Annotated in this window: 22 protein-coding genes; 12 read left to right on the forward strand and 10 right to left on the reverse strand. The window is 66.7% G+C overall.

Features of this window, described 5'->3' with window-relative positions:
- Window positions 1–66 precede the first annotated feature (66 nt).
- Genes Q9293_RS03655 through Q9293_RS03665 form a run of 3 tightly spaced genes read right to left on the reverse strand, consistent with a single transcriptional unit; the run spans window position 67 to window position 3,281 of the window.
- Window positions 67–1,293, reverse strand: a complete 1,227-nt coding sequence (locus Q9293_RS03655) for an ABC transporter permease (RefSeq protein WP_306250138.1) — start codon at window positions 1,291–1,293, stop codon at window positions 67–69.
- Window positions 1,293–2,540 (reverse strand): efflux RND transporter periplasmic adaptor subunit, encoded by a 1,248-nt coding sequence (locus Q9293_RS03660; RefSeq protein WP_306250140.1) that lies wholly within the window; start codon window positions 2,538–2,540, stop codon window positions 1,293–1,295. The genes Q9293_RS03655 and Q9293_RS03660 overlap by 1 nt, the downstream gene beginning before the upstream one ends.
- Window positions 2,541–3,281: a YIP1 family protein gene (locus tag Q9293_RS03665; protein ID WP_306250142.1), complete on the reverse strand. Its 741-nt coding sequence runs from the start codon at window positions 3,279–3,281 to the stop codon at window positions 2,541–2,543.
- Window positions 3,282–3,503: 222 nt separating this feature from the next.
- Here Q9293_RS03665 and rocD point away from each other — a divergent pair, with 222 nt between their 5' ends.
- The 3 genes from rocD to Q9293_RS03680 all read left to right on the forward strand — a co-directional run bounded on the left by rocD (window position 3,504) and on the right by Q9293_RS03680 (window position 10,588).
- Window positions 3,504–4,715 carry an ornithine--oxo-acid transaminase gene (gene rocD / locus Q9293_RS03670; protein ID WP_306250144.1) on the forward strand — a complete coding sequence of 404 codons (1,212 nt, stop codon included), beginning with the start codon at window positions 3,504–3,506 and terminating at the stop codon, window positions 4,713–4,715.
- A 198-nt stretch (window positions 4,716–4,913) separates the two neighbouring features.
- Window positions 4,914–7,496 carry a triple tyrosine motif-containing protein gene (locus Q9293_RS03675; RefSeq protein WP_306250146.1) on the forward strand — a complete coding sequence of 861 codons (2,583 nt, stop codon included), beginning with the start codon at window positions 4,914–4,916 and terminating at the stop codon, window positions 7,494–7,496.
- Window positions 7,497–7,612: 116 nt separating this feature from the next.
- Entirely contained in the window at window positions 7,613–10,588 is a 2,976-nt protein-coding gene (locus Q9293_RS03680; protein WP_306250148.1) for an ATP-binding protein, read from the forward strand.
- A gap of 241 nt (window positions 10,589–10,829) precedes the next feature.
- On the opposite strand, the gene Q9293_RS03685 is transcribed toward Q9293_RS03680, so the two are convergent.
- From Q9293_RS03685 to Q9293_RS03695, 3 genes are read right to left on the reverse strand one after another with little or no spacing between them, the layout of a single operon-like run.
- Window positions 10,830–12,014, reverse strand: coding sequence for an MFS transporter (locus tag Q9293_RS03685; RefSeq protein WP_306250150.1), 1,185 nt, complete (start codon window positions 12,012–12,014; stop codon window positions 10,830–10,832).
- Window positions 12,011–14,098, reverse strand: a complete 2,088-nt coding sequence (locus Q9293_RS03690; protein WP_306250152.1) for a molybdopterin-dependent oxidoreductase — start codon at window positions 14,096–14,098, stop codon at window positions 12,011–12,013. The genes Q9293_RS03685 and Q9293_RS03690 overlap by 4 nt, the downstream gene beginning before the upstream one ends.
- On the reverse strand, window positions 14,056–14,892 hold the full coding sequence (locus Q9293_RS03695) for a sulfurtransferase (protein WP_306250154.1): 837 nt from the start codon (window positions 14,890–14,892) through the stop codon (window positions 14,056–14,058). The genes Q9293_RS03690 and Q9293_RS03695 overlap by 43 nt, the downstream gene beginning before the upstream one ends.
- A gap of 60 nt (window positions 14,893–14,952) precedes the next feature.
- On the opposite strand from Q9293_RS03695, the gene Q9293_RS03700 reads away from it, so the two are divergent.
- The 3 genes from Q9293_RS03700 to Q9293_RS03710 are packed head-to-tail and all read left to right on the forward strand — an operon-like array spanning window position 14,953 to window position 17,287.
- Window positions 14,953–15,507: a TlpA disulfide reductase family protein gene (locus Q9293_RS03700; protein ID WP_306250156.1), complete on the forward strand. Its 555-nt coding sequence runs from the start codon at window positions 14,953–14,955 to the stop codon at window positions 15,505–15,507.
- Window positions 15,507–16,748, forward strand: coding sequence for a tetratricopeptide repeat protein (locus Q9293_RS03705; RefSeq protein ID WP_306252408.1), 1,242 nt, complete (start codon window positions 15,507–15,509; stop codon window positions 16,746–16,748). The genes Q9293_RS03700 and Q9293_RS03705 overlap by 1 nt, the downstream gene beginning before the upstream one ends.
- 32 nt (window positions 16,749–16,780) lie before the next feature.
- A complete protein-coding gene (locus Q9293_RS03710; RefSeq protein WP_306250158.1) occupies window positions 16,781–17,287 on the forward strand; it encodes a hypothetical protein in 507 nt (168 codons plus the stop codon).
- Here the strand turns inward: Q9293_RS03710 and Q9293_RS03715 are convergent.
- Window positions 17,274–18,701 carry a cache domain-containing protein gene (locus tag Q9293_RS03715; protein WP_306252410.1) on the reverse strand — a complete coding sequence of 476 codons (1,428 nt, stop codon included), beginning with the start codon at window positions 18,699–18,701 and terminating at the stop codon, window positions 17,274–17,276. The two genes, Q9293_RS03710 and Q9293_RS03715, sit on opposite strands and share 14 nt — an antisense overlap.
- Window positions 18,702–18,703: 2 nt before the next feature.
- Window positions 18,704–19,345: an HAD family hydrolase gene (locus tag Q9293_RS03720; protein WP_306250160.1), complete on the reverse strand. Its 642-nt coding sequence runs from the start codon at window positions 19,343–19,345 to the stop codon at window positions 18,704–18,706.
- 64 nt (window positions 19,346–19,409) lie between these two features.
- Between Q9293_RS03720 and Q9293_RS03725 the strand changes: the two genes are divergently transcribed.
- From Q9293_RS03725 to Q9293_RS03740, 4 genes are all read left to right on the forward strand, one after another.
- Window positions 19,410–20,003, forward strand: coding sequence for a hypothetical protein (locus tag Q9293_RS03725; protein WP_306250162.1), 594 nt, complete (start codon window positions 19,410–19,412; stop codon window positions 20,001–20,003).
- A 73-nt stretch (window positions 20,004–20,076) separates the two neighbouring features.
- On the forward strand, window positions 20,077–21,453 hold the full coding sequence (purF, locus tag Q9293_RS03730; RefSeq protein WP_306250164.1) for an amidophosphoribosyltransferase: 1,377 nt from the start codon (window positions 20,077–20,079) through the stop codon (window positions 21,451–21,453).
- Window positions 21,454–21,491: 38 nt separating this feature from the next.
- A complete protein-coding gene (locus tag Q9293_RS03735) occupies window positions 21,492–21,824 on the forward strand; it encodes a hypothetical protein (RefSeq protein WP_306250166.1) in 333 nt (110 codons plus the stop codon).
- 178 nt (window positions 21,825–22,002) lie between these two features.
- Window positions 22,003–23,097: a serine hydrolase gene (locus tag Q9293_RS03740; RefSeq protein ID WP_306250168.1), complete on the forward strand. Its 1,095-nt coding sequence runs from the start codon at window positions 22,003–22,005 to the stop codon at window positions 23,095–23,097.
- 58 nt (window positions 23,098–23,155) lie between these two features.
- Here the strand turns inward: Q9293_RS03740 and Q9293_RS03745 are convergent, their stop codons facing one another.
- Complete coding sequence (locus Q9293_RS03745) at window positions 23,156–23,539, reverse strand: hypothetical protein (protein ID WP_306250170.1); 384 nt, start codon at window positions 23,537–23,539, stop codon at window positions 23,156–23,158.
- A gap of 74 nt (window positions 23,540–23,613) precedes the next feature.
- Between Q9293_RS03745 and miaA the strand changes: the two genes are divergently transcribed.
- Together miaA and Q9293_RS03755 are read left to right on the forward strand one after the other, a co-directional pair.
- Entirely contained in the window at window positions 23,614–24,495 is an 882-nt protein-coding gene (gene miaA / locus Q9293_RS03750) for a tRNA (adenosine(37)-N6)-dimethylallyltransferase MiaA (protein ID WP_306250172.1), read from the forward strand.
- Window positions 24,492–25,172, forward strand: coding sequence for an enoyl-CoA hydratase/isomerase family protein (locus Q9293_RS03755; protein ID WP_306250174.1), 681 nt, complete (start codon window positions 24,492–24,494; stop codon window positions 25,170–25,172). The genes miaA and Q9293_RS03755 overlap by 4 nt, the downstream gene beginning before the upstream one ends.
- Here the strand turns inward: Q9293_RS03755 and Q9293_RS03760 are convergent.
- Window positions 25,153–25,944 carry a YIP1 family protein gene (locus Q9293_RS03760; protein ID WP_306250176.1) on the reverse strand — a complete coding sequence of 264 codons (792 nt, stop codon included), beginning with the start codon at window positions 25,942–25,944 and terminating at the stop codon, window positions 25,153–25,155. The two genes, Q9293_RS03755 and Q9293_RS03760, sit on opposite strands and share 20 nt — an antisense overlap.
- Between the last annotated feature and the right edge of the window lie 24 nt (window positions 25,945–25,968).

The raw sequence follows: 25,968 nt of genomic DNA on the forward strand, positions 1-25,968 counted from the left end.
GGACACGCCGGGGGCGTGTCCGATCTGGGGGTTGTCGGCGAAGCCGCGGGATCCAGAGGCGAACCGCTACTCGTAGCGGAGCGCCTCGATGGGATCCAGCTTGCTGGCCTTGGCGGCGGGGTAGAGGCCGAAGATGAGGCCTATGGCCGCGGGCACGGCGAAGGCGCTGGTGACAGCCCAGAGCGGTACCGAGCCCATGGTTCCCATGAGGGCCTTGCCGAGGACGGCGCCGAGGATGAAGCCCAGGCCCACACCGATGGCGCCGCCCATGACGCAGAGGAAGGCGGCTTCGATGAGGAACTGGAGCATCACATCGCGCCGCTTGGCGCCCACGGCCTTGCGCACACCGATCTCGCGGGTGCGCTCGGTGACGCTCACCAGCATGATGTTCATGATGCCGATGCCGCCCACCAGCAGGGCGATGGAGACCATGCCTCCGGCCACGGCGGTGATGGTGCCGGTGATGCCGCTGACGATGCCGGTGATCTGCTTGGGGCTGAACACCCGGAAACTGTTGGGCTGCTTGCCGCGGAGCCCCTTGATGCGCCGCAGCGCGTCGGTCACCATGTCGGCCCCGTCATCGGCGGAAATGCGCGGATCCACTCGGGCCTGGAACATGAGCTGCCTACGCTGCTGTTCGGTGAGTTGAGAAAAGCCGGTGTTCAGGGGCACCATGAGGACATCGTCGGGGTCATTGCCGAGGGAGCCACCCTGGGCTTCAAGCAAGCCGATGATCTCCAGGCTGAGGTTGCCGTTCACGACAATGACGCGGCCGATGGGATTGCCCTGGATGCCCAGCTTTTCCATGAGGCTGGGGCCGATGATAGCCACTTTGCTGGCGAGTCGGGTATCCGATGGGACGAAATTCCGGCCCTTGTCGATGTTGACGCTGTTCAATTCGAGGTAGCTGTCATCGCTCATGATCACGCGGGTGCTGGCGGTCTTGCCCGCCAGCTTGGTCTCGAAGCTGCTGAAGAAGACCGGCGTCAGGTGGGTGAGCTGCGGCATGTCCTTGGCCAGGGCCCGCATGTGATCCAAGGTCAGATCGCGGTCCTTGATGCGGGCGAATTCATCGGGCGGCAGTTCGCCGGGAAAGATCGGCCGCACGAAGAGGGTCTGGCTCCCGGCCTTTTCCACCTGCTTGAGCACACTGGTTTTCAGGCCCTGGACGAGGCTCACCACGATGATGACGGCAGCCACGCCGATGATGATGCCCAGCGTGGTGAGCGCCGAGCGCAGCTTGTTCACCTTGAGGGCACGCACAGCTGCGGAGAGGGGTTCCCGGATGTCCATTACTTCTTCGATTCCTTGGTCTTCGCCAGCTCACTGTCGGACCGTGCCCTCAGGGAGGCAGGGGCCTTATCTTTCAACTCCTTCAGCTTTCGGATGGGGCCTGTGAGCACCTTGTCGCCCTCGGCCAGGCCCGATTTCAGCTCGAAGTACTGGGTGTTGGCAATGCCGACATCCACAGGCCGTTCCAGGGCCTTTCCATCCTTGAACAGCAGGACGATGTTGCGATTCGTGGGAGCCAGAAGGCCCTGCTTCTGGGCCTCCTCCAGGCTGCCCTCCCGCTCCAGCACCGCCTGCAGGGGCACCCGCAGGACATTCTTGGCTTCCTGGGTGAGGATGACGGCGCGGGTGCTCATACCCGGCCGGAGGTTGTCGAGGTCGGCGCGTTGGCCCGAGAGGACGACCTTCACCTTGTAGAGGTTCGCATCTGAACCTGTCTTCTCCGTGCCCGTGGCCACTTCGATCACCCGGCCCTGGAAGACCTTGCCAGGCAGGGACTCCACGGAGACCTGCGCGGTCTGGCCCACCTTGGTGCGTACCACCTCGCTTTCGTTGACCTTGATCTCGGCCTGCATCTCGCTCATGTCGGAAATGATCATGAGCAGGGCGCCGGACACATTGCTCATGCCTGGAATGGCGGTCTCGCCCTTCTCCGCCTTCAGGCTGGTGACTCGGCCGGAAATCGGGGCCCGGAGCGTGGCCTTGGAGAGGCCATCCTGCATGGCTTTCAGGTTGGCGTCGTTCTGGGCGACGTTGGCCTTGGCGCTGTTATAGGACAGGACGGCGCTTTCCATGGCCAGCTTCTGCTGCTGGAAATCCTCGTCGGAGACGAGCCCCTGTTTGCGCAGGGCCTCGTAGCGGCTGTAGCTCTCCCGGCTCCGTCGCATGGCGGCTTCCAGCCGGGCCGCATCCTGGCGGGCGCCATCCAGGATGCTCTGGGCTTGGGCCATGGATTGCTTGAGGCGCTCCTGGTCGATGGTGACCAGCAGATCGCCCGCGGCCACGTTCTGGCCATCCTTGACGTGGATGGCCTTGATTTCGCCCGCCACGGAGGTGCCGATGTTGATCTGGGTCTTGGCACGGATCTCACCGCTGGCGCTGATGGTTTCGCGGATATCGCCCTTGGCCACCGTATCCCAGGAGAAGGAGCTGTCCTCATCCTTGGCGCCGCCGAAGGCGAGGCCGAAGACGATCAGGAGAACGAGGGCGCCGACGCCTCCGAAGATGAGTTTGGTCTTTTTGGATGCCATCTACTTGGCTCCCAGGATGCGCATGCCAATGCTCAGGAGCAGAGGCACGAGCACGCAGATCAGCGCGCCGGGGACCTTGATCCGGGTCAGGTAGCGCAGGGCCAGGTAGATCAGGAAAGCCTCAGCGAAGTAGAAAAGGTCGAGGCTGAACAGGAAGGCCTGGAGCTTGATGCTGTCCACGTGGATGAAGTAGCCGAGAGAGGTCGGTGCGATCTTTTCCGGCGTGAGACCGCCAATGGGGCGCATCAGGCAGATGACGAACAGCAGCAGCGCATGGGGCAGCTTGACCAAACTTGGCACCACGGCGGCACTCAGCGCCTGGGGGTAGGTCGGGGCCTCGCCCTCTGGCATGGCCTTTCCGATCAGCCAGTAGAAGAGGGCCAGCAGGGCGGCGACCGCCGGGGCCCCGATGACCGCGAAGAGAATTCCGAAAGGCAGAATGAATTTCTTCTGCATCTCGATGATCATGTCGATCTGGGCGGCCTGAATCTGAGGGTTGCGTTCCAGCGCCGGACGGATCATCTCGTCCACATCCACCTTCCGACCCCACACGAAGGTGACCGCCAGTGCGCTGATCACGAGCAGGCCCAAAGCCCAGCCCCAGGCGGGGGTCTTGTTGAGCCGCTGGAAAAGTTCCACCGGGCTGGTGAACACGCCGAGGATCTGATCCATCAGGCCGGGCGCAGGGGGGCGAGGGCCTTCGGGTTGGTCGCCGTACAGGGAGGTGGGCTGGTCGCTCATGGGGGGCTCCGTGGCATTCACGATAAGGGGGGTGAAGGGTATTGTTGCAGCCTCCCGGCCAACGGTGGGATTCCACCGCTGGCCGGAAGTCCGTCCCCGGGGGACGGGCCCTGACGGTTCGTCAAGGATTCTGGCTGAAACCTGACAAGGCTATCCCTTGGGCCTAGACTGTTGCCTTCTCGTGTGTCCCTGTTCTCAATTCCTATTTCCCAAGGAGGCCCCATGGCCACCCCCACAGGCAAGTCCGCCGCCCTCATCGCGCAGGAAAACGAGTTCGGCGCCCACAACTACCATCCCCTCGACGTCGTGTGCACGAAGGGCGAGGGCGTCTACCTCACCGACGTGGACGGCAAGCAGTACATGGATTTCCTGGCGGCCTACTCCGCGGTGAACCAGGGCCACAACCACCCCAAGATCGGCGAGGCGATGATCGCGCAGGTCAAGAAGCTGGCCCTGACCAGCCGCGCCTTCCGCAACGACCAGTTCCCCCCGCTGCTTGAAAAGCTCTGCAAGATCACCGGCTTCGAGAAGGCCCTGCTCATGAACAGCGGCGCCGAAGCGGTTGAAACCGCGCTGAAGGCCATGCGCAAGTGGGGCTACGACAAGAAGGGCATCGAGTACGGCAAGGCCGAGATCATCGTGGCCGATGGCAACTTCCACGGCCGCACCATCTCCATCGTGGGCTTCAGCACCGATCCCGACAGCAGCAGCAAGTTCGGCCCCTTCACCCCCGGCTTCAAGATCGTGCCCTACGGCGATCTGGAAGCGGTGAAGCAGGCCATCACCCCCAACACCTGCGCCATCTTCATGGAGCCCATTCAGGGCGAGGGCGGCGTGGTGATTCCGCCCGACGGTTTCCTCGAGGGCCTCCGTGAAGTCGCAACGAAGAACAACTGCCTGCTGGTGCTGGACGAGATCCAGTCCGGCCTGGGCCGCACGGGCAAGTGGTTCGCCTTCGAGCACGAGGGCATCCGTCCCGACGGCATCACCATCGGCAAGGCCCTCAGCGGCGGCTACTACCCCGTGAGCGCCTTCCTGGCCTCCAACGAGGTCATGGACGTCTTCACCCCCGGCATCCACGGCAGCACCTACGGCGGCAACCCGCTGGCCTGCGCCGTGGCCAGCGCCGCGCTGGATGTGCTGGTGGACGAGAAGCTGGTGGAGCGCGCCGCCGAGCTGGGCGAGTACTTCGCCAAGCGCCTGAAGGGCATGAAGTCCGACAAGGTGGAGCTGGTGCGCGTTCGCGGCCTGTGGGCCGGCGTGCAGCTCAAGGAGAGCGCCGGCAAGGCCCGCCCCTACTGCTACCAGCTCAAGGACCGCGGCATGCTCTGCAAGGACACCCACGAGCAGATCATCCGTCTGGCGCCCCCCCTCGTGATCACCAAGGAGCAGATCGACTGGGCGGTGGATCAACTGGAAGCCGTGCTGGCCTAAACGCCCTTCTCCGTTTTCTCTTTGACGAGGAACCAGGCATTCGCCTGGTTCCTTTTTGCATGTCAAATCACTTGCTGATCCTCTGAGCGAAGCTGCAGCCTCTGCCTAGAAATGCCATGTATGACATGGCTTTTTGGCCTCGTCGAGGGGCGTCTCTTGAGAGACAATGGCTGATTCGCCCCAAATTAGGAGGTCCACGTGTGGCAGAGGCTCCGCCAGCTCTTGTGCAGCGTTGCTCAGGTCGCTTTGCTGGCCTTGATGCTGCTGCTGGCGGGAGGTTTGTCCGCGGCGGATTCGCCGGGCAAATTCGATTTCCACACGTTTCCACCTGCGGCGGGACAAACCTTGGGTGTGGCCTCGCGGCCCATCTCCGATGGCGAAGGAGGCTTCTGGTTCCTCAACCAGTCGGCCATTTGGCGTTTCGATGCCCGGGGCTACCGGGCGCTGGGGAAGGCCGAAGGCTTCCCGGAGGCGCCCGTGGACCAGGCCCATCCTGAGCCCTCCAGCGGCATGTGGTTCCACGCCGGGAAGGCCTGGTACCACCTGGATCAGACCGGGCTGCGGCCGGTGCCAACCATCCCAGAACCCGATGACGGCGAAACTCGGCATTTTTTTGCGGTGCGCAACGAAGGTTTCGCTGTCGTCGAGAAGGGCCGCGTCTTCATCTACAGCTCTTCGCAGAAGGCCCCGCTGGATCTGCCGGCGCCGGCTCCCGGGCGCTGGACCCGGGGATGGCGTGATCCGCAGACCAACCACCGCCTGCTGGTGGGTGATGCGGGGCTGGCGACCTGGGTGGCCTCCTCCTGGCGGGTGCAATCTCTGAAAGGGCTGCTGGCGGGCCGTCCGGCGGATGTGGTGCGGGATCACCGGGGAGTCGTGTGGATCCGCAGTGATCGCGATCTCATCCAGGCCGGGCCCGCGCCGAAGCGGTTCGCGAAGCAGCTCGGGTTCACGCGGAATTCCTTCGTGAGCCTTGAGCTCGATGGGTTCGGCCGGGTGTGGACCAACGGGCCCGAAGGACTCGCCTGCATCGATGGGGAAGAGGTGTCACGCCTCGGGGTGCAGGAAGGACTCTACGGGTACCAGGGCTACTGGCCCATCGCCTTTGATCGGCAGGGCTCCCTCTGGACCATTTCGGCCGGAGGGTTCCAGTGCCTCAAGGGAGGGTTCCTGTGGCGGGTCCTGGAAGAACCCCATGGCCTGCCCCGGGCCATGACCTTCAGCATCCGCCGCCTCCAGCGGGACCATGGCCTTTACGTGGGCACGCACGACGGCCTCTACCGGCAGGGGGCGACCAAGTGGGAGCTGGTCAAAGGTACCGAAGGCTGGGCGATGTTCTCCATTGCCGAGCATCCTGGGGGTGAAATCTGGGTCTGCGGCAATCCTCCCGAGGCAAAGGACCAGGCGGTGCTGCGCATCCCACCGGGCCAGTCGGCGCAGCGGGTGGCCATCCAGGGATTTCCGGAGGGGACCTGGGCCCTGACGCTGCGCTGGTCGGATGCCAGCACCCTCTGGTGCGGAACCATGAAGGGGCTGTTCCGAGTGCACGCCGAGGGTTCACGCTGGGTGGCGGACCGGATCACCCTTCCCGGGCAAAGCCCCACCTTGCCCACGGGTGACCTTTTGCGCACCGAAGATGGGCTGCTCTGGGCGGCCACAGAGCACGGCCTGTTCAGATTCAATGGCACTGCCTGGGCTGCCATCGGGAAGGCGGAAGGCCTGCTGGCCGACGACGTGGCGGGGATCTTCCTGGGCCCCCAGGGGGCGCTTTGGGTCTGCCATGGGGCGGCCATCACCTGCCTGAAGCGGAGTGGGCAAAGCTGGGTGGTCGCCGAACGGATGGAGAAGGATCACCCCCTGGCCAGCCTGGGGATCTCCGAAGGCTGGACGGATCCCAAGGGACTCATGTGGCTGCTCAACGGCCACGAAGTCATCCGCTGGGATGGTCGCAAAGCAGAGCGCCACACCCGGGCCTTCGGCCTGCCCGTCGACACCGTGAGTGGCATCTGGGGTGAACCGGATGGCCGCCTGTGGGTCGGTTCCATTTCCGGGCTCATCTCCTTCGATCCGCGCTTCTACCGCCCGATTCCCGATCCCCCCGCGATTGTGCTGGGGCCGGCCTTGGATGGGGATGGCGCGGCCTTCAAACCCGGGGACCAGGTGCCCTATCGAAAGCCTGGCGTCTCCTTCAACCTCCAGCTGCCCCTCGTGGAAGGTGTGGAAGACCTTGACCTGCAGACCCGCCTGGTGGGGCTGGATGAGGCATGGCGGCGCCTGGAGGGGAACGAACTGCGCTTCCCGGGGCTGCCTGCAGGGAAGTACGTGCTGGAAGCCCGTGCGGCGCGCCGAGATGGCCAGATGGGCCCCACGCGGTCCGTGCCCTTCACGGTGCTGCCGCCTTGGTACCAGCGTCCTCTGGCCAAGGTCGTCTGGGGGTTGCTGGCGGCGGGCCTCCTCCTGCTGGCGTTCCGTTGGCGCCTCCAATCGCTGATGAGGGAAAAAGTCCGGCTGGCCCGCTTGGTGGAGGAGCGCACCGTGGATCTCCTGAACGCCAACGATTCCTTGGCAGGGGCTCTCCGGGATGTGAAAACCCTCAAGGGGCTGGTGCCCATCTGTTCCTACTGCAAAAAAATCCGGGATGATGCCGGGTTCTGGACCCAGCTGGAACAGGTGCTGGCCACCCGCACCGAGGCGCAGCTGTCCCACGGCATCTGTCCGGACTGCGCCACCCACGTGATGGAAGAGTTCAAATCGGAACAGCAGAATGGAAGCCCCGCCTGAAGGGGCAGGCTGGCCGCAGGATTTGAGGGGTGGGCTTCCGGGGCCGATCCATCCGGATGAGGCCGTTCCTGCGGAACCCCATGCTCACCGGTATTGCGTGTCGAATCCTGCTCGGGATGATTCTGGCCACCGCCGGAATGGGCCTAACCGCGCAAGGAACCGGCCGCCTCACCTTCCGCACCTTTGGCACCGAGGAAGGTCTGAACAGCCTGACGGTCACCGCCCTGGTGCAGGATCGGCAAGGCGTCGTCTGGGCCGGCACTGAGGCGGGTCTGCATCGGTTCACCGGCCGGGGTTTCGAGGTGGATCCGCTGCCGCTCCCCCATCATCGCATCCAGAATCTGCTGGCGGCGCCGGATGGCAGCCTGTGGATCAGCACCATGAAGGGGTTGTCCCGCTGGGTGGATGGGCATGTGGAAAGGGTGGCACCCGAGCAGGGGCTGCCCCAGGGCAATACCTGGGATCTGGGCCTGGATGCCAGGGACCGTCTGTGGGTGCTGACTCAAAAGGGCCCTTACGTCCAACAGGCCGATGGCCAGTTCCAGCTGGCGCCCGGCTGGCCCGAGGGCAGCCATGCCTGGGGCCTATTCGTGCGTCCTCGCGCAACTGTGATGGCGGTGGGCGGCAAGAAGGTGTGGACGCTGCGCCCCTCGGGGGGATGGGAGGCGGTCAGCATTCCCTCTCAGTACGCCAACGAGGATCTCTTTTCCGTGGCCGAAGACGGCCAGCGCCATCGTTGGGCCCTCAGCGACCAGGGGCTCTGGCATTGCCCGCCCGGCGGCACTTGGTCCCGCGATGCCCGGGTGCGCGGGCCCATGCCCTTTTACGCGGCCATGGATCGGGACCGCGAGGGCTGGGTTTGGCTGAACTGCCTGGAGGGGCGCTTCCGGATTCAGGGCGACGACTGGCAGCGGCTGGATCTGGGCAAGCCGCTGACAGGAGGTTCCACGGGGTTCGTGGACCGCAGCGGGGGCCTGTGGGTGTCCTCCTTTGGCGTCCAGCTCATTCTCGGGCAGGGCTTGTGGCGAGCCTACGACGAGAGCCACGGCCTGCCCAGCCGCCTGGCCTGGAACATCCGGCGGGATCTGCAGGGACGGCTCTGGGTGGCCACCGAAGCGGGGCTTTGCCTGGGCACCGCCACGGGCTTCCGGGTCATCCAGGCGGCCAACGTCACCCGGGTGCTGGTGGCCCGGGATGGCGCGATCTGGGCGGCGGGCAAACCCGGCGGAACGCTCTATCGGGTCGATCCCCACACGCTGGCCGTTCAGCAGGTGACCATCGATCCCGCTGTCAGAAGTTCACGCATCCGGGGTTTGGGCCAGGATGCCTCCGGCGCCCTCTGGGTTCTCCATGAGACGAGCGAACTCTATCAAGGGGTTCCGAACGGAAGGGGGTACACCTGGCGGCGGGTCAGCCCCTTCGGCAAAGAGCACTTCGGGGCATGGTCCTTTTTCCAGGGCCCCAAGGGCCGCATCCTCGTGGGCCGGAACGCCACCCTGCTGTGCTGGGATGGCCAGTCCTGGCAGCCCGTGGAGGGGATGCTGGACGGCATTCCCATGGCCTTCACCGCCACGGCCGACGGAGACATTTTCATCGGCTACGCGGTGGGTGCGGCCATTACGCGGCACCGCCTGGGGCCCAGGGGCTTTCAGTGGGTAGAAACCCTCGAGCCCTTTGGCAAGCAGGCGCAGATGGTCATCTACTGCCTGGCGGCGGACCGCCTGAACCGGCTATGGATCGGCACGGGAAATGGAATCGGGCGAGTGCCCCTGGATGGGCCGCACACCCTCACCCGCTTCTATCCGGGCGAGGGCATTCCCGGTGCGGATACCGGCGAGAACGCCATGCTGGTGGAGGACAACCTGGATCTCTGGGTGGGCACCAGCGAAGGTTTGGGTCTCTATCACGCGGCCAAGGAACAACCACCGGGCCCGCTGCCAGCCCCCTTGGTCCTTTCCGCAGAGACCTCTGGCCAGCCCCTGGACCTGGCTCACCCCCTGCGGGTGCGCCGCGCGGACCGCAACCTGGGCATCCGGTTTCTGGTGCCGGACTACCTGCATCCCGCCTCCCTCAGCTACCAGGTTCGGATTCCGGGCGTGGATCCAGACTGGGTGTCGCTTGATCGGCCCGAGGCGCGTTGGAGCGGCCTCTCACCGGGACACTACACCATCGAGATCCGCGGACGGCTGAAAGACGGCACCGAAGGCGCCACCACCCGCCTGCCCTTCTCAGTCATGCCTGCCTGGTGGGAACACATCCTCGCGAAGATCCTCTGGGGCCTGCTGTCATTGCTCGCGGTGGCGGGTCTGGCCGCCTGGTGGACTCGGCGGCTGCGCTGGAGGAACCTGGAACTCGAACGGGAAGTGGAGCGGCGCACCGAGGAATTGCGGCTGGCCTCCCAGGCCAAGAGCGCCTTCCTGGCGGATATGAGCCACGAGCTGCGCACCCCGCTGAATGCCATCCTGCTCTACACCGAACTCATCCACAGCGAAGCCCACGATCGGGGCGACAACTCCCTGGAGAGCGACAGCCTGAAGATCCATAGCGCCGGGCGCCACCTGCTGTCCCTTCTCAACGGCATTCTGGATCTCTCCAAGATCGAAGCTGGACGCATGGAAGGGCATTTCGAGGACCTCGACCTGACCATTCTGATGCGGGAAGTGCAGCACACCTTGGAACCCCTGGCGGAGCAGAAGGGGCTGGACGTGCGCATGGACCTTCCCGCGGAATCGCTGACCTTCCGAACAGACGGGATGAAGGTGAAGCAGATCCTCATGAACCTCGGCGGCAACGCCATCAAGTTCACCGCCCAGGGGCGCATCACCCTCAGTCTCCGACCCCATTCCGAAGGGGTGGCCCTCGCCGTGGCGGACACCGGCGTGGGCATGTCGGAGGCTCAGATCCAACGTGTGTTCAAGGCCTATCAGCAGGCGGAGATCGACACCCAGAACAAGTACGGCGGCACCGGGCTGGGCCTGACCATTTCGAAGAAACTGGCGGAGATGATGGGGGGTCGCATCGACGTGGAATCCGAGCCTGGGGCGGGCTCCATCTTCAGGCTCATCCTGCCGCGGCGAGAAAGCGGGGCCTGATTCCGATTCACACAGATGGACACGGATTCCTGGGCGCCAGGGGGCAGGTCCGTCAGGCGGCCTTCATCCCTATCCCTTCCATCCCCTTCATCCAGGCCAAAGAGAACAAGAACTGTTCAGCCATGATGAAGGGGATGAAAGGGATGGAGCAGGTGCATTTAGGCCGGGTGTCCGGACCATGGCCGATCCACCTTCATCCACTCTCCTCGGCGCATCTTTTGCGATGGAAGGAGCAGCGGCATCAGCCGCTGGACTGGCCGTTTTTCTCCGGTGTTCGGAACCGCAGCAGCATCAGGCCCGCGCCGCCCGCGAGGACGAAGGTGGAGAGCCAGAGCGCCTGGGGCCCAGCCTTGGCGTAGGCCAGCACGCCGAGCCAGGGGCCCAGCGCCAGGGCGGCAGCAAAGCTGAGGGAGAGCAGGCCCATGTACTCGCCTCGGCGGTCCGAAGGCGCCAGTGTGGCCACCGCATCGCTCATGGCCGGAAAGAGGATCATCTCGCCGAAGGTCCAGATGATGGTGGTGAGGATCAAGGTGGCGTAGGTGCGGGCCCAGCCCATGGTGCCGAAGCCCACGGCGACGCAGAGACTGCCTAGCAGCAGCTGGCGGCCGTGGCGCCAGTGGGCCATGGCGAGGTTCAAGGGCACTTCCAGCACCACGATGAGCAGGGTGTTCACGGTGAACAGCAAGCCAAAGAAGCGGCTGCCCAGGCCCAGATCGCGCACCACCCACAGGGGCAGCGTGCCTTCGATCTGGAAGAACACCATCAGCGCCAGGATGAAGGGCAGCAGCAGGAAGGCGAGGCGCCGGTCCCGCCAGGGGCTATGGCCGGGCGTGTGATCGTGGGGCAGGGGCGTGGCAGGCGGCGCCTTCAGGAGCAGACCCAGGAGAATGGCGCCCGCCAGGGTGCTGAGGCCGTCGGTCCAGAACACCCAGCGGTAGCTGTGGTGGGCGATGAGGCCGCCCATGGCGGGGCCCACGGCCATGCCCAGGTTGACGGAGAGCCGGTGCAGCGCGAAGACGGCCTTGCGCTGTTCCGGCGCAGCCAGGCCCGTGAGCAGGGCCATGGCGCTGGGCCAGAAGGCCTGGGTGAGGCCCGCCCACAGGAAGATCAGAGTGAAGAGCATCGGCTTCGTGGTGGCGTAGGGCAGCAGCAGCAGGAGGGCGCCGGAACTCCAGAGGCTGGCCCGTAGCACGTGCACGTGGCCCAGACGATCCGCCAGGCGGCCCGAGAAGGGCCCGGCCACCAGGGCGCCGCCCCCGTAGACCATCATGCCGTAGCCGGCCTCCGCCGGCGTCCAGTGCCGACCCTCGGTGAGGTACAGCACCAGGAAGGGCAGGGCCATGGTGCCCAGGCGATTGATGAGGGTGCTGAGGCAGACCAGCCACACCTCGCGGGGGAGGCCCTTGAGGCCCTTCCATGGGTTCACCGGACATCCTGAGCAGAGGTCAGCCGCGCCACTTCCACGCGGGCATCGTTGTAGCAGGCGCCGCCCGAGGTGGGCTCCAGGTGGGCAGGCGAGAGTGCTGCGGCCGTACGGCCATTGGCGGAGGTCTTCATCCAGGCGCCCTTGGGCAGCACCACCACACCCGGCCGCACGCGGTCCGTGAGATCGAGGGGACAGTGCACTTCGCCCAGTCCGTTCCAGACCTTCACCATGTCATCTTGCGCGAGGCTTCGGGCCGCGGCGTCGGCGGGGTTCATGGCCAGGCGCAGCTGCGGGTAGTTGAATTCGCCGAAGGTGCTGGAGGTCATCCTGGAACTGGCTGGACTGAGCAGGGCCAGGGGGAAACCGTCGACCTGCACGGGCTCGAAGCGGTAGGGCTCCTCCCCTAGAAAGGCCGGAGCGAGATGTCCGCGTTCATCCGGCGTGCGCGGCATCACGGTGTCGAACTGGATGGGGGTGCCGCCCGCAAAGGTGGCCGCCTGGATGCCGCCATCCAGGCAGGTGTCGGCTTGAGCTTGCAGGCCGGTGAGGGCCCCGGCCATGCGCCGAATCAGGGTTTCCGTGTCCCAGGTGAAGATCTCGTCGGTGAAGCCGAGCCGCGCGGCCAGCGCGGAGAACACCGCCTCGTTGGGGCGCGCTTCGCCTTCGGGGGCCACGGCGGGGCGCACGCCGCCCACCACGTAGCTGCCATAGCCGCGCTTGATCTCGTGCTGCTCCAGAAACGTGACGGCGGGCAGCACGATGTCGGCATAGCGGGCCGTATCGGTCATGACCTGCTCGTGGACCACGGTGAAGAGATCCTCGCGCTGCAGGCCCTGGATGACGGCGTTCTGATCCGGCGCCGTGGCCACGGGGTTGCAGTTGTAGACGTAGAGCGCGGCAATCGGCGGAGCCAAAGGTGACGTTTGCCGCTCCTGCAGCAGGGCGCCCAGGCGGCTCATGTTCAGCACTCGGCTGGTCCAGGGCGGCATCTCGCATAGGGCCGAGGTTTCCAGCCTCACGGCGCCGCTGTTGCTGAGGGCGTAGCCCCCGCCCTTCACGCCGAACTTTCCATAGAGGGCAGGCAGGGCCAGGATGGCAGCCACGGCGCGCGCGCCGTTCTGGTTGCGCTCCAACCCCCAGCCACAGCGGATGAGGGCGGGCGAGGCCTTCTGGTAGGCCCGGGCCAGTTGCCGGATGGCCTCGACGTCGACGCCGCAGGTGTGGGCCGCACGGGGGAGATCCCAATCTTTGGCCGCGGCCAGGAGGGTATCGGCGCCGGTGGTGTGGGTCTCAAGGAAAGCCCGATCCAACCAGCCCTGCGTGTCGGCTTCGTGGGCGAGGGCCAGCGCCAGGGGCAGGTCCGTGCCGGGCAGGATGGGCAGATGAAGGTCCATGTCCGCCGCCGGAAAAGTGCGCAGGGGATCCACCACGGCCACGAAGGCACCGCGGCGGCGGGCCTCCTTGAGGTAGGGCAGGAGGTGGATGTTGGACACCCGGGGGTTGGCGCCCCAGATGATGATGCAGCGCGCGTGGACGAAATCCTCGAAGGCCGTGGTGGGCATCTTGCCGTAGAGGCCCTTGGCCGCCTCGCCCGTGGGGGCCGCGCAGAAGGTCTTCGCCAGTCGAGAGGCGCCAAGCCGCGCGAAGAAGAGGTCGTCCACGGGGCCATCCCCCAGGAAGCCGTTGGAGCCGCCGTATTTGAAGGGGAGGATGGCCTCGCCACCGAAACGGTCACGCACCTCGCGGAAGCGCTGCGCGATCTCATCAAGGGCCGCGTCCCAGGAGATGGCCTCGAACCGACCTTCACCCTTGGGGCCGGTGCGGCGCAAGGGGTGGAGGATGCGGGAGGGATGGTAGAGCCGCTCCTGGAAGCGACTCACCTTTTCGCAGATGAAACCAGCCGTGTCGGGGTGATCACGTCGGCCATGCAGGGCCACCACGCGGCCATCCCGCACGGTCACGTCCAGTGCGCAGGTGTCGGGGCAGTCCATGGTGCAAGTGGTGGGGACGGTGCAGGTGGTGGGAACGATGTGCTCCTGGCTCATGGCGCGGATTCCTTGGCCTTGGGCCGGTCGCTGCGGCACCACTCACTCCAGCTGCCCACATAGAGCGACGCGCCGCCCAGTCCCGCCACTTCCAGGGCCAGCAAGGTATGGCAGGCGGTGACGCCGCTGCCGCAATGGACGGTGAGCTGCCTGGGCGAGGTGCCCTGCAGCAGGGCTTCGTACTGGCGGCGCAGCAGGTCAGGCGCTTTGAAGCAGCCCGAGGCATCCAGGTTGTCGTTCCAGGCGAGGTTGAGGGAGCCGGGAATGTGGCCCGCCACCGGATCAAGGGTTTCGGTGTCTCCGCGCCAGCGCTCGGGGGCGCGCACGTCCAACAGCTTCCTGGAGTCATCCTGGCGGATGGCGTCGACAGCCTGCGCGTCCACCGTGGGCCATTGCCATGCGTGCGCGGGATAGGGCCCTACGGGGGAAGTGATGGCTGCTTCCGCAGTCAGGGTGAGGCCAGCCGCGAGGGCTGCCGGAAGGCCGCCATCGAGCACCGCGACGCGCTCGTGGCCCAGGGCCCGCAGCATCCACCAGAGCCGGGCGGCGGCATTGCCGCCCCCGTTGGCATCGTAGACGACCACTTCCGTTTCGGGCTCGATGCCCCAGGCGCCCAGCTGGGCGGTGAAACGCGCCAGGGGCGGCAGGGGATGGCGGCCGCCCTGGGCCGGATCATGGCCGGGATCGGAGGCTCTGCTCAGTTGGCGGTTCAGATCGGCGTGAATCGCCCCGGGCAGGTGGCCCGCCTGGTATTCCTCGGGGGAGGGCCGGGCATCGAGCAGACGGACGGTGCCGATCTTGGCACGGAGGGCGGGGGCGGAGATGAGTGGCATCCCATCAGTATGAAGCGAGCCCGGGCGGGGGTACCCTCAAGACTCCATTTCGGAGGTCCCATGTCCGACGCCTATGTTCCCGAGTCGCGCTGGCGTATGACGTTGGCGGCCCTGCTGGTGGGCGGTGGCCTCCTGCTGGGCGGGGTGGTCGTGGTGCGGGGGATGTTCGGGGGAGGAAGCGAAGGGGCCTCCAGCGGCACGGATGTGCGCCGCGTGGCCTTCGTGGACGCCGAGGGCAACCGCCGCACCCTGGCGGATTTCCAGGGCAAGGTCGTGCTGGTGGATGTCTGGGCCACCTGGTGCCCCCCCTGCCGGAAATCCCTGCCGGAGGTGGCCGAGCTGCAGAAGGCGGGCGGCGACGGCTACGTGGTGCTGCCGATCTCTGTGGACAACGGCGGTTGGGGCGATGTGAAGCCCTTCCTGGCCCAGAATCCCCAGTTGGGCCTCACCGCCTACCTGCCGGATGGCGCGAAAGCGCTGGAGCCCTTCGGTGAGATCAGCGGCATTCCCACCACGATCCTGGTGGATCGGCGGGGGAGGCTGGTGCAGCGGTGGTCCGGCTACGCCGAGGGCATGGCCCAGCGCGCCCTGGATGAGGCGCTGAAGGCGAAGTGATGCGGGCCTTCGCGGATCGGCACAGGGCTTGGCTGAAGGGCCTCCTCGCCCTGGGCCTGATCCTCTTCCTACCCTTCCTGCTGCTGGCCACTCCTCTGGCGCCGCTGGCGCGGCTGTGGCGGGCCCTGCTGGTGCTGGCGCTGTTCGGCACCGCCTTTGCGGCCATCCTTGGGGCCATGGCCGGGGCCAGCCTGCCGGTACTGGTCTGGGTGGAAGGGCACCTGCGTGGCTGGATTGCCCGATTCGCTGCGGATCCCGAGGGGCTCTGGCTCCACTGGGCCCGGCATGCGCATCATCCCCAGGCGGCGCGGAAATACCTGGATCAGGCCGTGCGCCTCGGTGGGCCCGAGGCCCTGTTCCAGGAGGCCCTGGTGTACCTGGAAGGCGGTTGGGGCGCCGGAGGCCACTCGGGTGGCGTGGAGCGCCTGCGCCATGCGGCGCTGAAGGGGCATGCTGAGGCCGCCTTCCGTCTGGCGGATGCCCTGCGGACCGGGCATGGCAGCGTCGGGCCTGATCCCTTGGAGGCGGAGCGATGGTACCTGCGGGCCGCAGCCCTGGGCCATGGCCGCGCGGCCGCTTGGCTGGCCCATGCCTACGCTTGTGGCGATGGCGTGGAAGCCGACGAGGCGAAGGCGGCCATGTGGGCTTCGGAAGCCCGAAGCCGGGAGCCTCATCCAGCCCCTGCCCGCAGCCTGCTCCGCCATGATGCGGCACCAGCCGACCCCCTGCTGAGGTTCACCGCGGCTTCGGTGGAAGGGGCCGAAGCGGCAGCGGACCGGGTGGTGAGCCACGCCGCCGGGCGCCGGATCCTGCTCCTCGGAGTGGCAGCCTTGGTGGTGGTAAGCCTGGGTGGTTTGGGATGGCTGTTCTGGGTGGGCTCGGCGACCTTCTACCACATGCCCCTGATCGCGGCGACAGCCCTCGTGCTGGTGCTGGTTTGGCAGACCCGGCAGTTGCGAAAGGATCGGCCCCGGACCGGACGGGATCGCTTGGCAGAGGCCGCCGCAGGTGGGGATCCCGAGGCCTGCTACCAGTTAGGCCTGGCCCATCGTCGCGGTGAACCCCACCGGCCCAAGGATGATCTCACCGCGGCCATCTGGTTCCGCAGGGCCGCGGAGACGGGCCATGCGGGTGCCATGCAGGCCCTGGCGGAGGCCTATCTGGGCGGGCATGGTGTGCTGCGCGATCCGCGCGAAGCGGCCCGCTGGACCGAGGCCGCACGCCGCGAGTCAACTTCCTGATGGGGAAGTCCGATGACAAAACAGGGGGAGTCATGTCCCGTGTCTGGTTGAGCCTCATGCTGCTGGTGGCCCTCACGGGCTGCAAGGATGATCCGCGCCGCATCGAGAACGACAACCTGGGCATTGCCGCCACCTTCCCTGGCCCGCCCAAGCTGCACCGGCACACGGATCCCGGGCCCTACGGTGAAGTGGAGTGGTTTGATCTGGCCATGAGCCCTGCGGGCCGCCTGGATGAAACCTTCAGCGTGGCCGTGGGCAACCTTCCCCGGGGCGATAAGGGCGGCACCACGCCCCGCGAGATTCTCACCACCTTCCAGAACTTCCTGGGTTACCGATTTGGCGCCATCCAGCGCACAGAACTGGCCGCGGATAAGGGGCCGGGCTTCCGCTACAAAGCCAAAGGCCCCAACGGCGGCGTCATTGAGGGCATTGTGGTGGTGCGCCGGGGGCGTCTGCATCACGTGCAGGCCATCGTGCGCAAGGACCACGATCCGCGGACGGCGGCCCTGCTGGATGATTTCGAGGTCACGACCCGGTAGGTGGCGTTTTGCGAGGGAAGTGCCGTTCCCGGCACTGGGGGCAGATGCCGTGGCTGAACTGGGCCTCGGTGTGATCCTGGATGTACATGTACTGCTCCAGTTGCCACCAGCTGCCGCTGTCATCGCGGATCTGCTTGCAGTACCCGCAAATGGGGATCATGCCCTCGAGGCGCTTCATGTCCGCGAGGGCCTGTTCCAGGTCGCGGGTGCGCTGGTGGACCAGCCCTTCCAGGTTTTCCTGGTGACTCTGGATGGTGTCGGCCATGGCGTTGAAGGTGCGGGCCAGCACATCGAGCTCCCGGTGGGTTTGGATCGGGGCCCGGGATCGGCTGTCGCCCCGGCCGAAGGCGGTGATGGCTGAAGCCAGGGTTCGCAGCGGGCGCAGGAGCAGACGCACCAGGCCCAGGGCCAGCAAAAAGGCCGCCGTGGAGGTGATGAGCCCCACCGTGAGGGTGTCCATCCAAACGGCCCGGGTGGGGCCCAGGATGTCCATTTCCGGCGTGGCCACCACAGCCACCCAGGGCTGCCCCTTGATGGGGCTGAAGGCGCCCCACTTGGTCAGCTTGGCCAGCCGGTACCGGGCAAGCCGGGGGGCGCCTTCCTCCAGGGTCTGGTGGATGGCGGCGGGAAACTCGGGGGAGAGGGCATCCGTGGGAAGGGAGCGGCCCAGGAACTGGCGGTTGCGATCCAGCTCATCTCGCACCGGAGGGGGAAGGGGCTCGATGGTGTGGTAGGTCCGGCTGGGGTCGCTGTGGGAAAGGACGATGCCCTGACGGTTTACCAGCATCACTGAGCAGCCGGGCTGGGCGAAGGTGTGGATGGTATGTTCCAGCTCGGTCACGTCGTATTCAGTGACCAGCACACCCAGGATGCGGGTGCCCACATGCACCGGCGCCGCGGAAAAGAGGCGAGGCGTCTGGGTTACCGCCCCAATGGTCCAATCGCTGACACAGGGGTTGCCCGACAGGGCCTCCTGGAAGTAGGGCCGGAAGCCGAAGTTGCGACCCACGAAGGCGCGTTGGCTGCTGGCCAGGCAGGTGCCATCCCGTCCGAGCACGAACACGGCCGAGGTGCCTGGTGTTTGCGCGGCCTGCCTGGTCAGCCAGGTGGTGAAGGCCTCGGCCCGGGCTCCCCTTGGACGGGAGGCGAGGAAAGCGGCCGCATCCTGGGTGAGGGCCAGGTGGCGGGCCAGGTTCCGGGTGGTGGAAAGATCGGTGTCCACCTGGCCGGCCAGGCGCTCTGAAAGCAGGGCCAGGGTGGTGAGTTCCTCCTGGTTGGCCTGCTGGCGGACCCGCTTGCTGCTGTAGATGCCCATGCCCAGCACGCCCAGCAGCAGCACGGCGGCGAAGGCGCTGCTCAGCTTGAGGGAAACTGACTGGGTCGCGAACCAGGCGGCCAGCGGGTTCTTGCGCATCGTCACAAGCGGGGCCCCAGGGCCGCTTCGACGGCGGCGACAAGGCGATCCGCCTCGGCATCAGAGGGCACGCAGGCATGCACCCCGGGAACGGCGTCCCCGACGCCGACGAAGGGCAGACCCGCCCGCTGGGCCGCTTCCAGATCGTGCGGCCGATCGCCCACATAGAGGTGCGGGCCGGGACAGTCTTGCAGCGCCCGCTTCAGAAGGCCGGCCCGGTCGTGGCGGGGCAGGGAGCCCAGGCGCGGAATGGAGGAATCGATGCCCAAGACCTCGGCCTTGAAGGTGAGCACGGCGGGGGCGTTGCCGGAGACCAGCCACACGGGCCAGCGTTGGGCCAGGCGATGCATGCCTTCCAGCACGCCCGCAAAGGCTTCGGCCTCCCAGCCGCCGGGCGCGAAGGCACGCTGGAAGTGGGACAGGCAGGCCGTCTCGTAGATCGCATAGTCGGCTTCATTCAGGCCGCGGCCAAAACGCATCCGGTGCAGATCGTCGACGATCTCCCAATCGGTGGAGCCTTTGCAAAGCGTCAATTCAGCAGGCGTGGGTGCCTGGCCCCAAATGTCGCCCAAGGCTTGGCGCAGAAGCACGAAGCCCGAGCTGAAGTGCCCCAGGGTCCCATCCAGATCGAAACAAATCGGCACCAGCCATCTCCCCGCGCTGGCCCAGGATCTCATGGGATGGCACCCTGGAAGGGAAGGTGGTCTCGTGCGTTCTTTGGCTCTCCTGTTTCTTCTGGCCTTTTCGCTGCCGGTCTGTGCCCAGGAAGGACTCCGCTACCGGATGCAGCTGTGGATGCGGGACGACTCCCAGCCGTTGGAGACCCAGTTCCGCCTGCAGGCCACGGCGGCAACGCGCACCCAGAACAAGGTGCAGAAACCGCGCATGGGCGGCTGGCGGTTGGAAGCCGACCGCTCCCAGGGCACCGCCTACGCGCAGGCCATGCTGCTGGGCCGCGCGGAGCGCCTGCTCTACCTCGCCGGACCCTCGCCACAGACCAGGCCGGAGCCCATCCTTCTCCGCTTTGGAAACCGCAGCCTGCCCGTGTGGAGCCTCCAAATTCCGGAGGGCATCCACGCCTCGACCGTGCTGGTGGAAGTGGCGCCGAAGCTGCTGGCCCTCTGCGATCTCAGCGCCCGTTTCGAGCAGGGCGACGTGGCCCGCATCGAGTTGCATCTGGAAGGCCTGGACAGCACCGCGGGCCTGATTCCCACGGAGGCGGGCACCACCCTGCTCAGCACGTTGCGGTCCATGGCCCAGGAGGCCCAGCAGGAGGCCAGCTCCACCGTGATGGTGCGCTGACCGGCTGGCCGAGCTGGAACTGCCGGTTCGGCTTCCGCCGTCGGGGCGGTATCCTGAAAGACTCGGAGGGATCATGGCGTTCAGGGATGAATGCGGGGTATTCGGAATCTGCCACCAGGCGGAGGCCTCCCGCCAGACGTACCTGGGCCTCTACGCCCTGCAGCATCGCGGCCAGGAGGCGGCGGGCATCTGCTCCGGCGATGAAAAAGGCCTGCACCTTCACAAGGCTCAGGGCTATGTGGCGGATGTGTTCACCGAGGCCGTGCTGGACGCCCTGCCCGGCGATGCGGCCATCGGCCACACCCGCTACTCCACCACCGGCGGCAATGTGGCCTCGGCGGCCCATCCCTTCCTCATCCATGGCCGCTTCGGCCAGGTGGCGCTCTGCCACAACGGCAACCTGACCAACACCGAAGCGCTGCGCGCCAGCCTCATCACTGATGGCCACACCTTCACCAGCCCCTCCGACAGCGAGGTGCTGCTGGCCCTCATCAACCGCGCCCAGGCGGACAGTTTGGAAGAGGCCGTGGTGATGGCCCTGCGCCAGGCCAAGGGCGCCTTCTCGCTGCTGATCCTCACGGAGGATGCGCTCATCGCCGCCCGTGATCCCCACGGCTTCAGGCCCCTGGCCATGGGACGCATGGGTGAGACCCACGCGTTCAGCTCTGAGACCTGCGCCTTCGACCTGGTGGGGGTTCAGTACGAGCGGGATGTGGAGCCCGGTGAGATGGTGGTGGTCTCCCGGAAGAACGGTGAGATCCGCTCGCGCTTCCCGCTGCCCAAGGTGCAGGCTCGGCCCTGCGTGTTCGAGCACATCTACTTCGCCCGGCCCGATTCCCTCGTTTACGGGCGGAGCGTCATGGTGGCGCGCCGCGAGATGGGGCGCCGCCTGGCCATGCGCCATCCGGTGGAAGCGGATCTCATCGTGCCCGTGCCCGACAGCGGCGTCAGCGCGGCCCTGGGTTATTCCGAGTATTCGGGCATCCCCTTTGATTTCGGCATCATCCGCAACCACTACGTGGGCCGCACTTTCATCGAGCCCAAGCAGAACATCCGCAGCTTCGGCGTGAAGGTGAAGCTGAATCCCGTGCGGCACCTGCTGGCGGGCAAGCGCGTGGTGCTGGTGGATGACAGCATCGTGCGCGGCACCACCAGCAAGAAGATTGTGCAGATGGTGAAAGAGGCCGGCGCCAGGGAAGTGCACATGCGCATCGCCTGTCCGCCCACCACGCATTCCTGTTTCTACGGCATCGACACGCCCAAGCGACAGCACCTCATCGCTTCCTACATGAACCTGAAGGAGATCACCGAGTTCGTGGAGGCCGACACCCTGGGCTACCTGGATCTGGAGGATCTGGAAGGGTGCATGGGCGATGATGGCCCCGGGCACGGCAAGGGCTTCTGCTACGCCTGCTTCACCGGTGATTACCCTGTGCCCCCAGGCGAATGAGCCGCCCCTCATGAGCCCTGGTCCATGAGTCCAAGTCCATGAGTACGGGCCCCTCAGGATCTCTGCAGGCCCGCTTCGAGGATGGCCTCCGCTTCCTGGCGACAGCCCTGGCCTTGGACGTGGATCACCGCCACAGCGCCGCCATCGTCTCCACGGCCTGCGATGCCATCCAGTGCTTCCTGCTGGTGTTCGAGGCCGCGGCCCAGCAGCACCTGGCGGACCCGGAGGGCGAAACCGCCCGGCTGCGGGGCCAGCTCGAGGCCCTCCTCACGCCCAGCCAATCTGCGGATGAGGCCGCCCGCCATGCCATCGAGGCTGCCCGCCTGGCCCGGGACCAGGCCGCCAGGGTGCTGCCGCGGCTGATGGGTTAGAAGGCACGAGTCTTTCACTCCGACGCCACCCGGGCCGCCCTGTCGCCATGCGCGTCTCATCGCAAAGGATCGACCCCTTGGGGCCCTGGCCCAACTGCCCGCCGAGAAAACCGACTTGCACCCATGAATTCGTGAGGAAGGCCTGACCACTCGCCGGGCTTACCTTTACACTTCCCCCATGCATCGATCCTTCAAACGCCCGCTTTGGATTCTTCTCGCCCTGGCCTCGATCCCGCGGGCCTTTTGCAGCGATCCACTCGTCCCGACGGCGGCTGCGGCAGTGGACAAGGTGGTGGCGGACAACGCCTTGAAACATGGCATTCCGGCCCAGGCGGTCGTCGTCTTGCACAATGGCGAGCCCATATATCGCCACGCCTCGGGGAAAGTCACGGTCGATGGAACGTCGCCCGTGACCTTTGAGACCATCTTCCCGGCCTACTCCGTGAGCAAACTCGTCGCCTCCGTTCTGCTCCTGCAGCTTGTGGAGGAAGGGAAGGTGGCGCTGGATGCGCCGGCTTCGCGCTATGTCACCAATCTTCCGCAAGGCTGGCGAGCGATTACCGTCGAGCAATTTCTCAACCATGTTTCGGGCGTCCCCGAATTTTTTGATCCGGGAAACCCTTCGGCGCCCTTTCCACCTTCCGCGCCTGCCGCATTCGAGCGGCTCGCCCACACGCCGCTCGTGGATCCGCCTGACACGCGCACCCGCTACACGGGAACAGACTTCCTGGTCATCGGGGCCATTCTTGAATCCGTCACTGGAATCAAGTACGGCGACCTGGCCCGCAGCCGCATCTTTTCCCCTCTGGGCCTGCGCCACACCTGGCTCGGCCTCGAGAACGTGCCGCAGGGTCGACTGGTGGCCTCCTATCACGGCGAGGGGGGCCGCCTGGTTCCAGATGTTCCCGTGGCGTGGCCTGCCTACAGCGTGGCCCATGGCGAGCTGTTCAGCACTGCTGACGATCTGGCGACCTTTCTCGGTGCCGTGGCGCGAGGCAAGCTGGTTTCCCAAAAAGCCTTGCTGCGTTTCTGGCGACCCCATGCGTTTCCCAATGGGGACCTCGGTTACTTCTCATCCGGGTGGGAATACGGCGAGAACGGCACCTGGCATGAGGTGGGCCACGATGGGGGCGCCAAGGTGCGGGTTCGCATCCGATTCCAGCCGGACCTGAAGGATCACTTCGTCTTCGTCTACCTCGTCAACGGCAGCCGGGATAACGTCTGGTCCCGCACGCTGGTCGAATCCGTTGAACGGATCGTGGTCCCTCAATAGGCCCCGCCAACTGGCACGGGGCGATGCCTCCAAGGCTTCCCGTGCCAGGGGCGGCGACCTAGAAACCGCCGCGGCCCAGAGGCACGTTCCGGGGCACGGGATTGCCGCCGAAGCGCTCCACGGGCAGGCTGGCGGCGGCCAAGTCCGGGGCTGGGCCTGTGTAGCCGTGGTTCCGCCAGAAGCGTCGCAAGTCCTGGTGGAACCACACGAGGAATTCCTGGAAGGCGACCTGGCGGAGCTCATCCTTGGTGTATTCGCCCACTACCTCGACCACGGCCGAGGCGGAATCCTCCGGCACCCGGAACGTCTTCCAAGGCTTGGCGCCCTGTTCGGCATCCGAAAGGATGTGCGCGAGGAAGGTGCGGTCCAGTCCGGGCCGCGGCGGCTCTCCCGCCTGAAGGCCGGCGGCGAGGCAGAGGCATGAGCAGAGCAGGGCACGCATGGACTTCAAGTGAGGCCAGGGCTGAGGAGGTTCCCGGCGCCTCATCGGGGCCCGGCAGATGGTAATTTTGACCCATGTCCATTGTGATCCTCGGCCCCACCGCTTCCGGCAAATCCGCCCTGGCCGTGGCCGTGGCTCGGCACCTGGGCGGCACCGTGGTGAATGGGGATCCCTACCAGGCCATCGAGGGCCTCGCCATCGGCACGGGGCAGCCCGATGCGGCCGAGCGAGGGGGTGTGCCTCACGTGGGCTATGGCGCGCTGCCACTGTCTGCGCGGCCGAATCCCAAGGATTTTGGTCAGTTGGTGCGCGGCTGGCTCCAGGCCAGCCACGAGCCGGTGCTGGTGACGGGCTCGGGCTTGTACCTGCGGGGCATCTGGCAGCAGCTCAGCGACCTGCCGCCCGTGGCCCCCCTTCTGGTGGAGCGGGTGCGCGGGTGGGCGGAGCGCCTGGGCACGCCCCGCCTGCACCGGTACCTGGCGGCGGTGGATGCGGCGCGGGCAGCCGCCCTCCATCCCAACGACAGCGCCCGGGTGCAGCGGGCCCTGGCTTTGCACTTGGCCACGGGGCGAGCGCCTTCCGGCCTGCTGACCGGCCCTGGGACCGGCCTTCCGCCCGGCTGGCGCGCCCTGGTGGTGGCGCCCACGCGGGAGCGGCAACGGGCCCGGGTGGCGGCGCGCGTGGCCGCCCAGGTGCGCGCCGGCTGGCGCGATGAGGTGGCGCAGCTCGTGGCAGCGGGCCATGGCGAGGATCTGGCCACCCTGCGGCCCCTGGGTTATTCGAATTGGATGGCCGGAGGCGACGCGGAAGCCATCGAAGCCGCCGTGGTGATGGAAACCCAGGCCTATGCCAAGCGGCAGGCCACATGGTTCCGCAATCAGCTGCCCGAAGTGCCCACCTGGGACCCCGATGCGGAACTTTTGGCGGCGGCGCTGGACCGCCTGGGCCTTGCATGAGGCCCGGACTTCCAAGCCCGGCAACCTGGTACGAGGGGCGCACGTCGCTGGACCTCCTGCGCGGTGAAGCCTGGGCCTGGATCGGCCTCCGCTCCGGAGATGGCCTCCACCGTCTGCACAGCGACTTGCTGGTGGCCCTGGACCGCCTCCTGGTGGAGTTGCGCTGGGCGGGCATCCGCCGCTTGGCCCTCAGTGGCGCAGGATGGATGACGGGGCAAGGCCATCACTTCTCCGCCGGGGCCGATCTGCATGAAGTCGGCGCACTGGATGCCAGCTCGGCCGAGCCCTTTGCCCGCCGGGGGCAGCGGATCATGAACCACCTGCTCTGGCCCGGCTGGCAGAGCCTCACGGTGATCTCGGGCGTGGCCATGGGGGGCGGCTGTGATCTGGCGCTGCATGGGCAGGAACGCTGGGCCGTGGCGGCGAATGAGCTCGGGAAAGGCGGATTGCGGCTGGCCCATCCCGCGGCGAAACACGGCATCCTCACGGGCTTTGGCGGCACGGTACGGCTCCCGGAGCTGCTGGGGCGCAAAGGTGCCGATCGCTTGTTCAGGGGTTTTGAAACCTGGGATGAGCAGACCGCGCTGCAGGCTGGTGCCGCCCACCGGATCGTCGCCCCCATCGGTGTGGCGGACCATGCCTTCGAGTGGCTGGATCCTACCGGTTCGCGGCGATGATGGCCGGAATGCTGAAGGCCAGAAGGACCGCGCAGCAGCAGGCCAGGAACAGCGGGGTCAGCACCGCGCAGATGCCGCGCCAGGTGTCGGTCTTGTGCATGCGAGCCATGCCCATGCCCACGGCGATGAGGCCGGCCAGCTGGATGAGGATGCCCAGGTAGGGGATGATGCCGCCCAGCTGGATGAAGGCAGAGGCATAGCCGTAGGCCCGGATGCTCTGGCTGGTGCCTGCGCCGGGTTTGAGCCCGCCCCACATCCAGAGGAAGAAGTGGTTCAGAGCGCCGCCGATGACCATGCCCAGGAAGCTGAACAGCGGCATCAGCAGCAGCATGGCTCCGAAGATCACGGGAACCAGGGTCGCCAGCATCTTGCTGTCACTCTTCCCGGCCTGCTCCAGGGCCGCGAACATCGCTCCCATCCCGATGAGGAAGAAGAACAGGGCCATGAACAGAAACACGGGGATCGACATCAGCATCAGGAAGCGCCAGGGCGCGCTGAGGCCTTCAGTCACGGGCACCCGCTCGAAGAGCTCCATGGGGTTCCGGAATACCAGCTGAAACATGCCCCCCACCCGCGACCAGAACGTGGGATAGGTGTCGTGATCCTCGAAGGGCACGGGCCGCAATGGCTCGTCCGGCAAGGGCGGCGGAATCAGGGAGGGGGCGGCCATGGAGGGTGGCGGCGCCCATACGGATTGGACCGGAGGAAGGGCCGGGGGCGGGTCAGGAACCTCCGGCGGCAGGGCGTCATTGGGGCCGGTGATCTTACTCATGCTGCACTCCGGTGGGGGCTAAAC

This window comes from Geothrix sp. PMB-07, from assembly GCF_030758935.1.
In the GTDB taxonomy this organism is placed as follows: domain Bacteria; phylum Acidobacteriota; class Holophagae; order Holophagales; family Holophagaceae; genus Geothrix.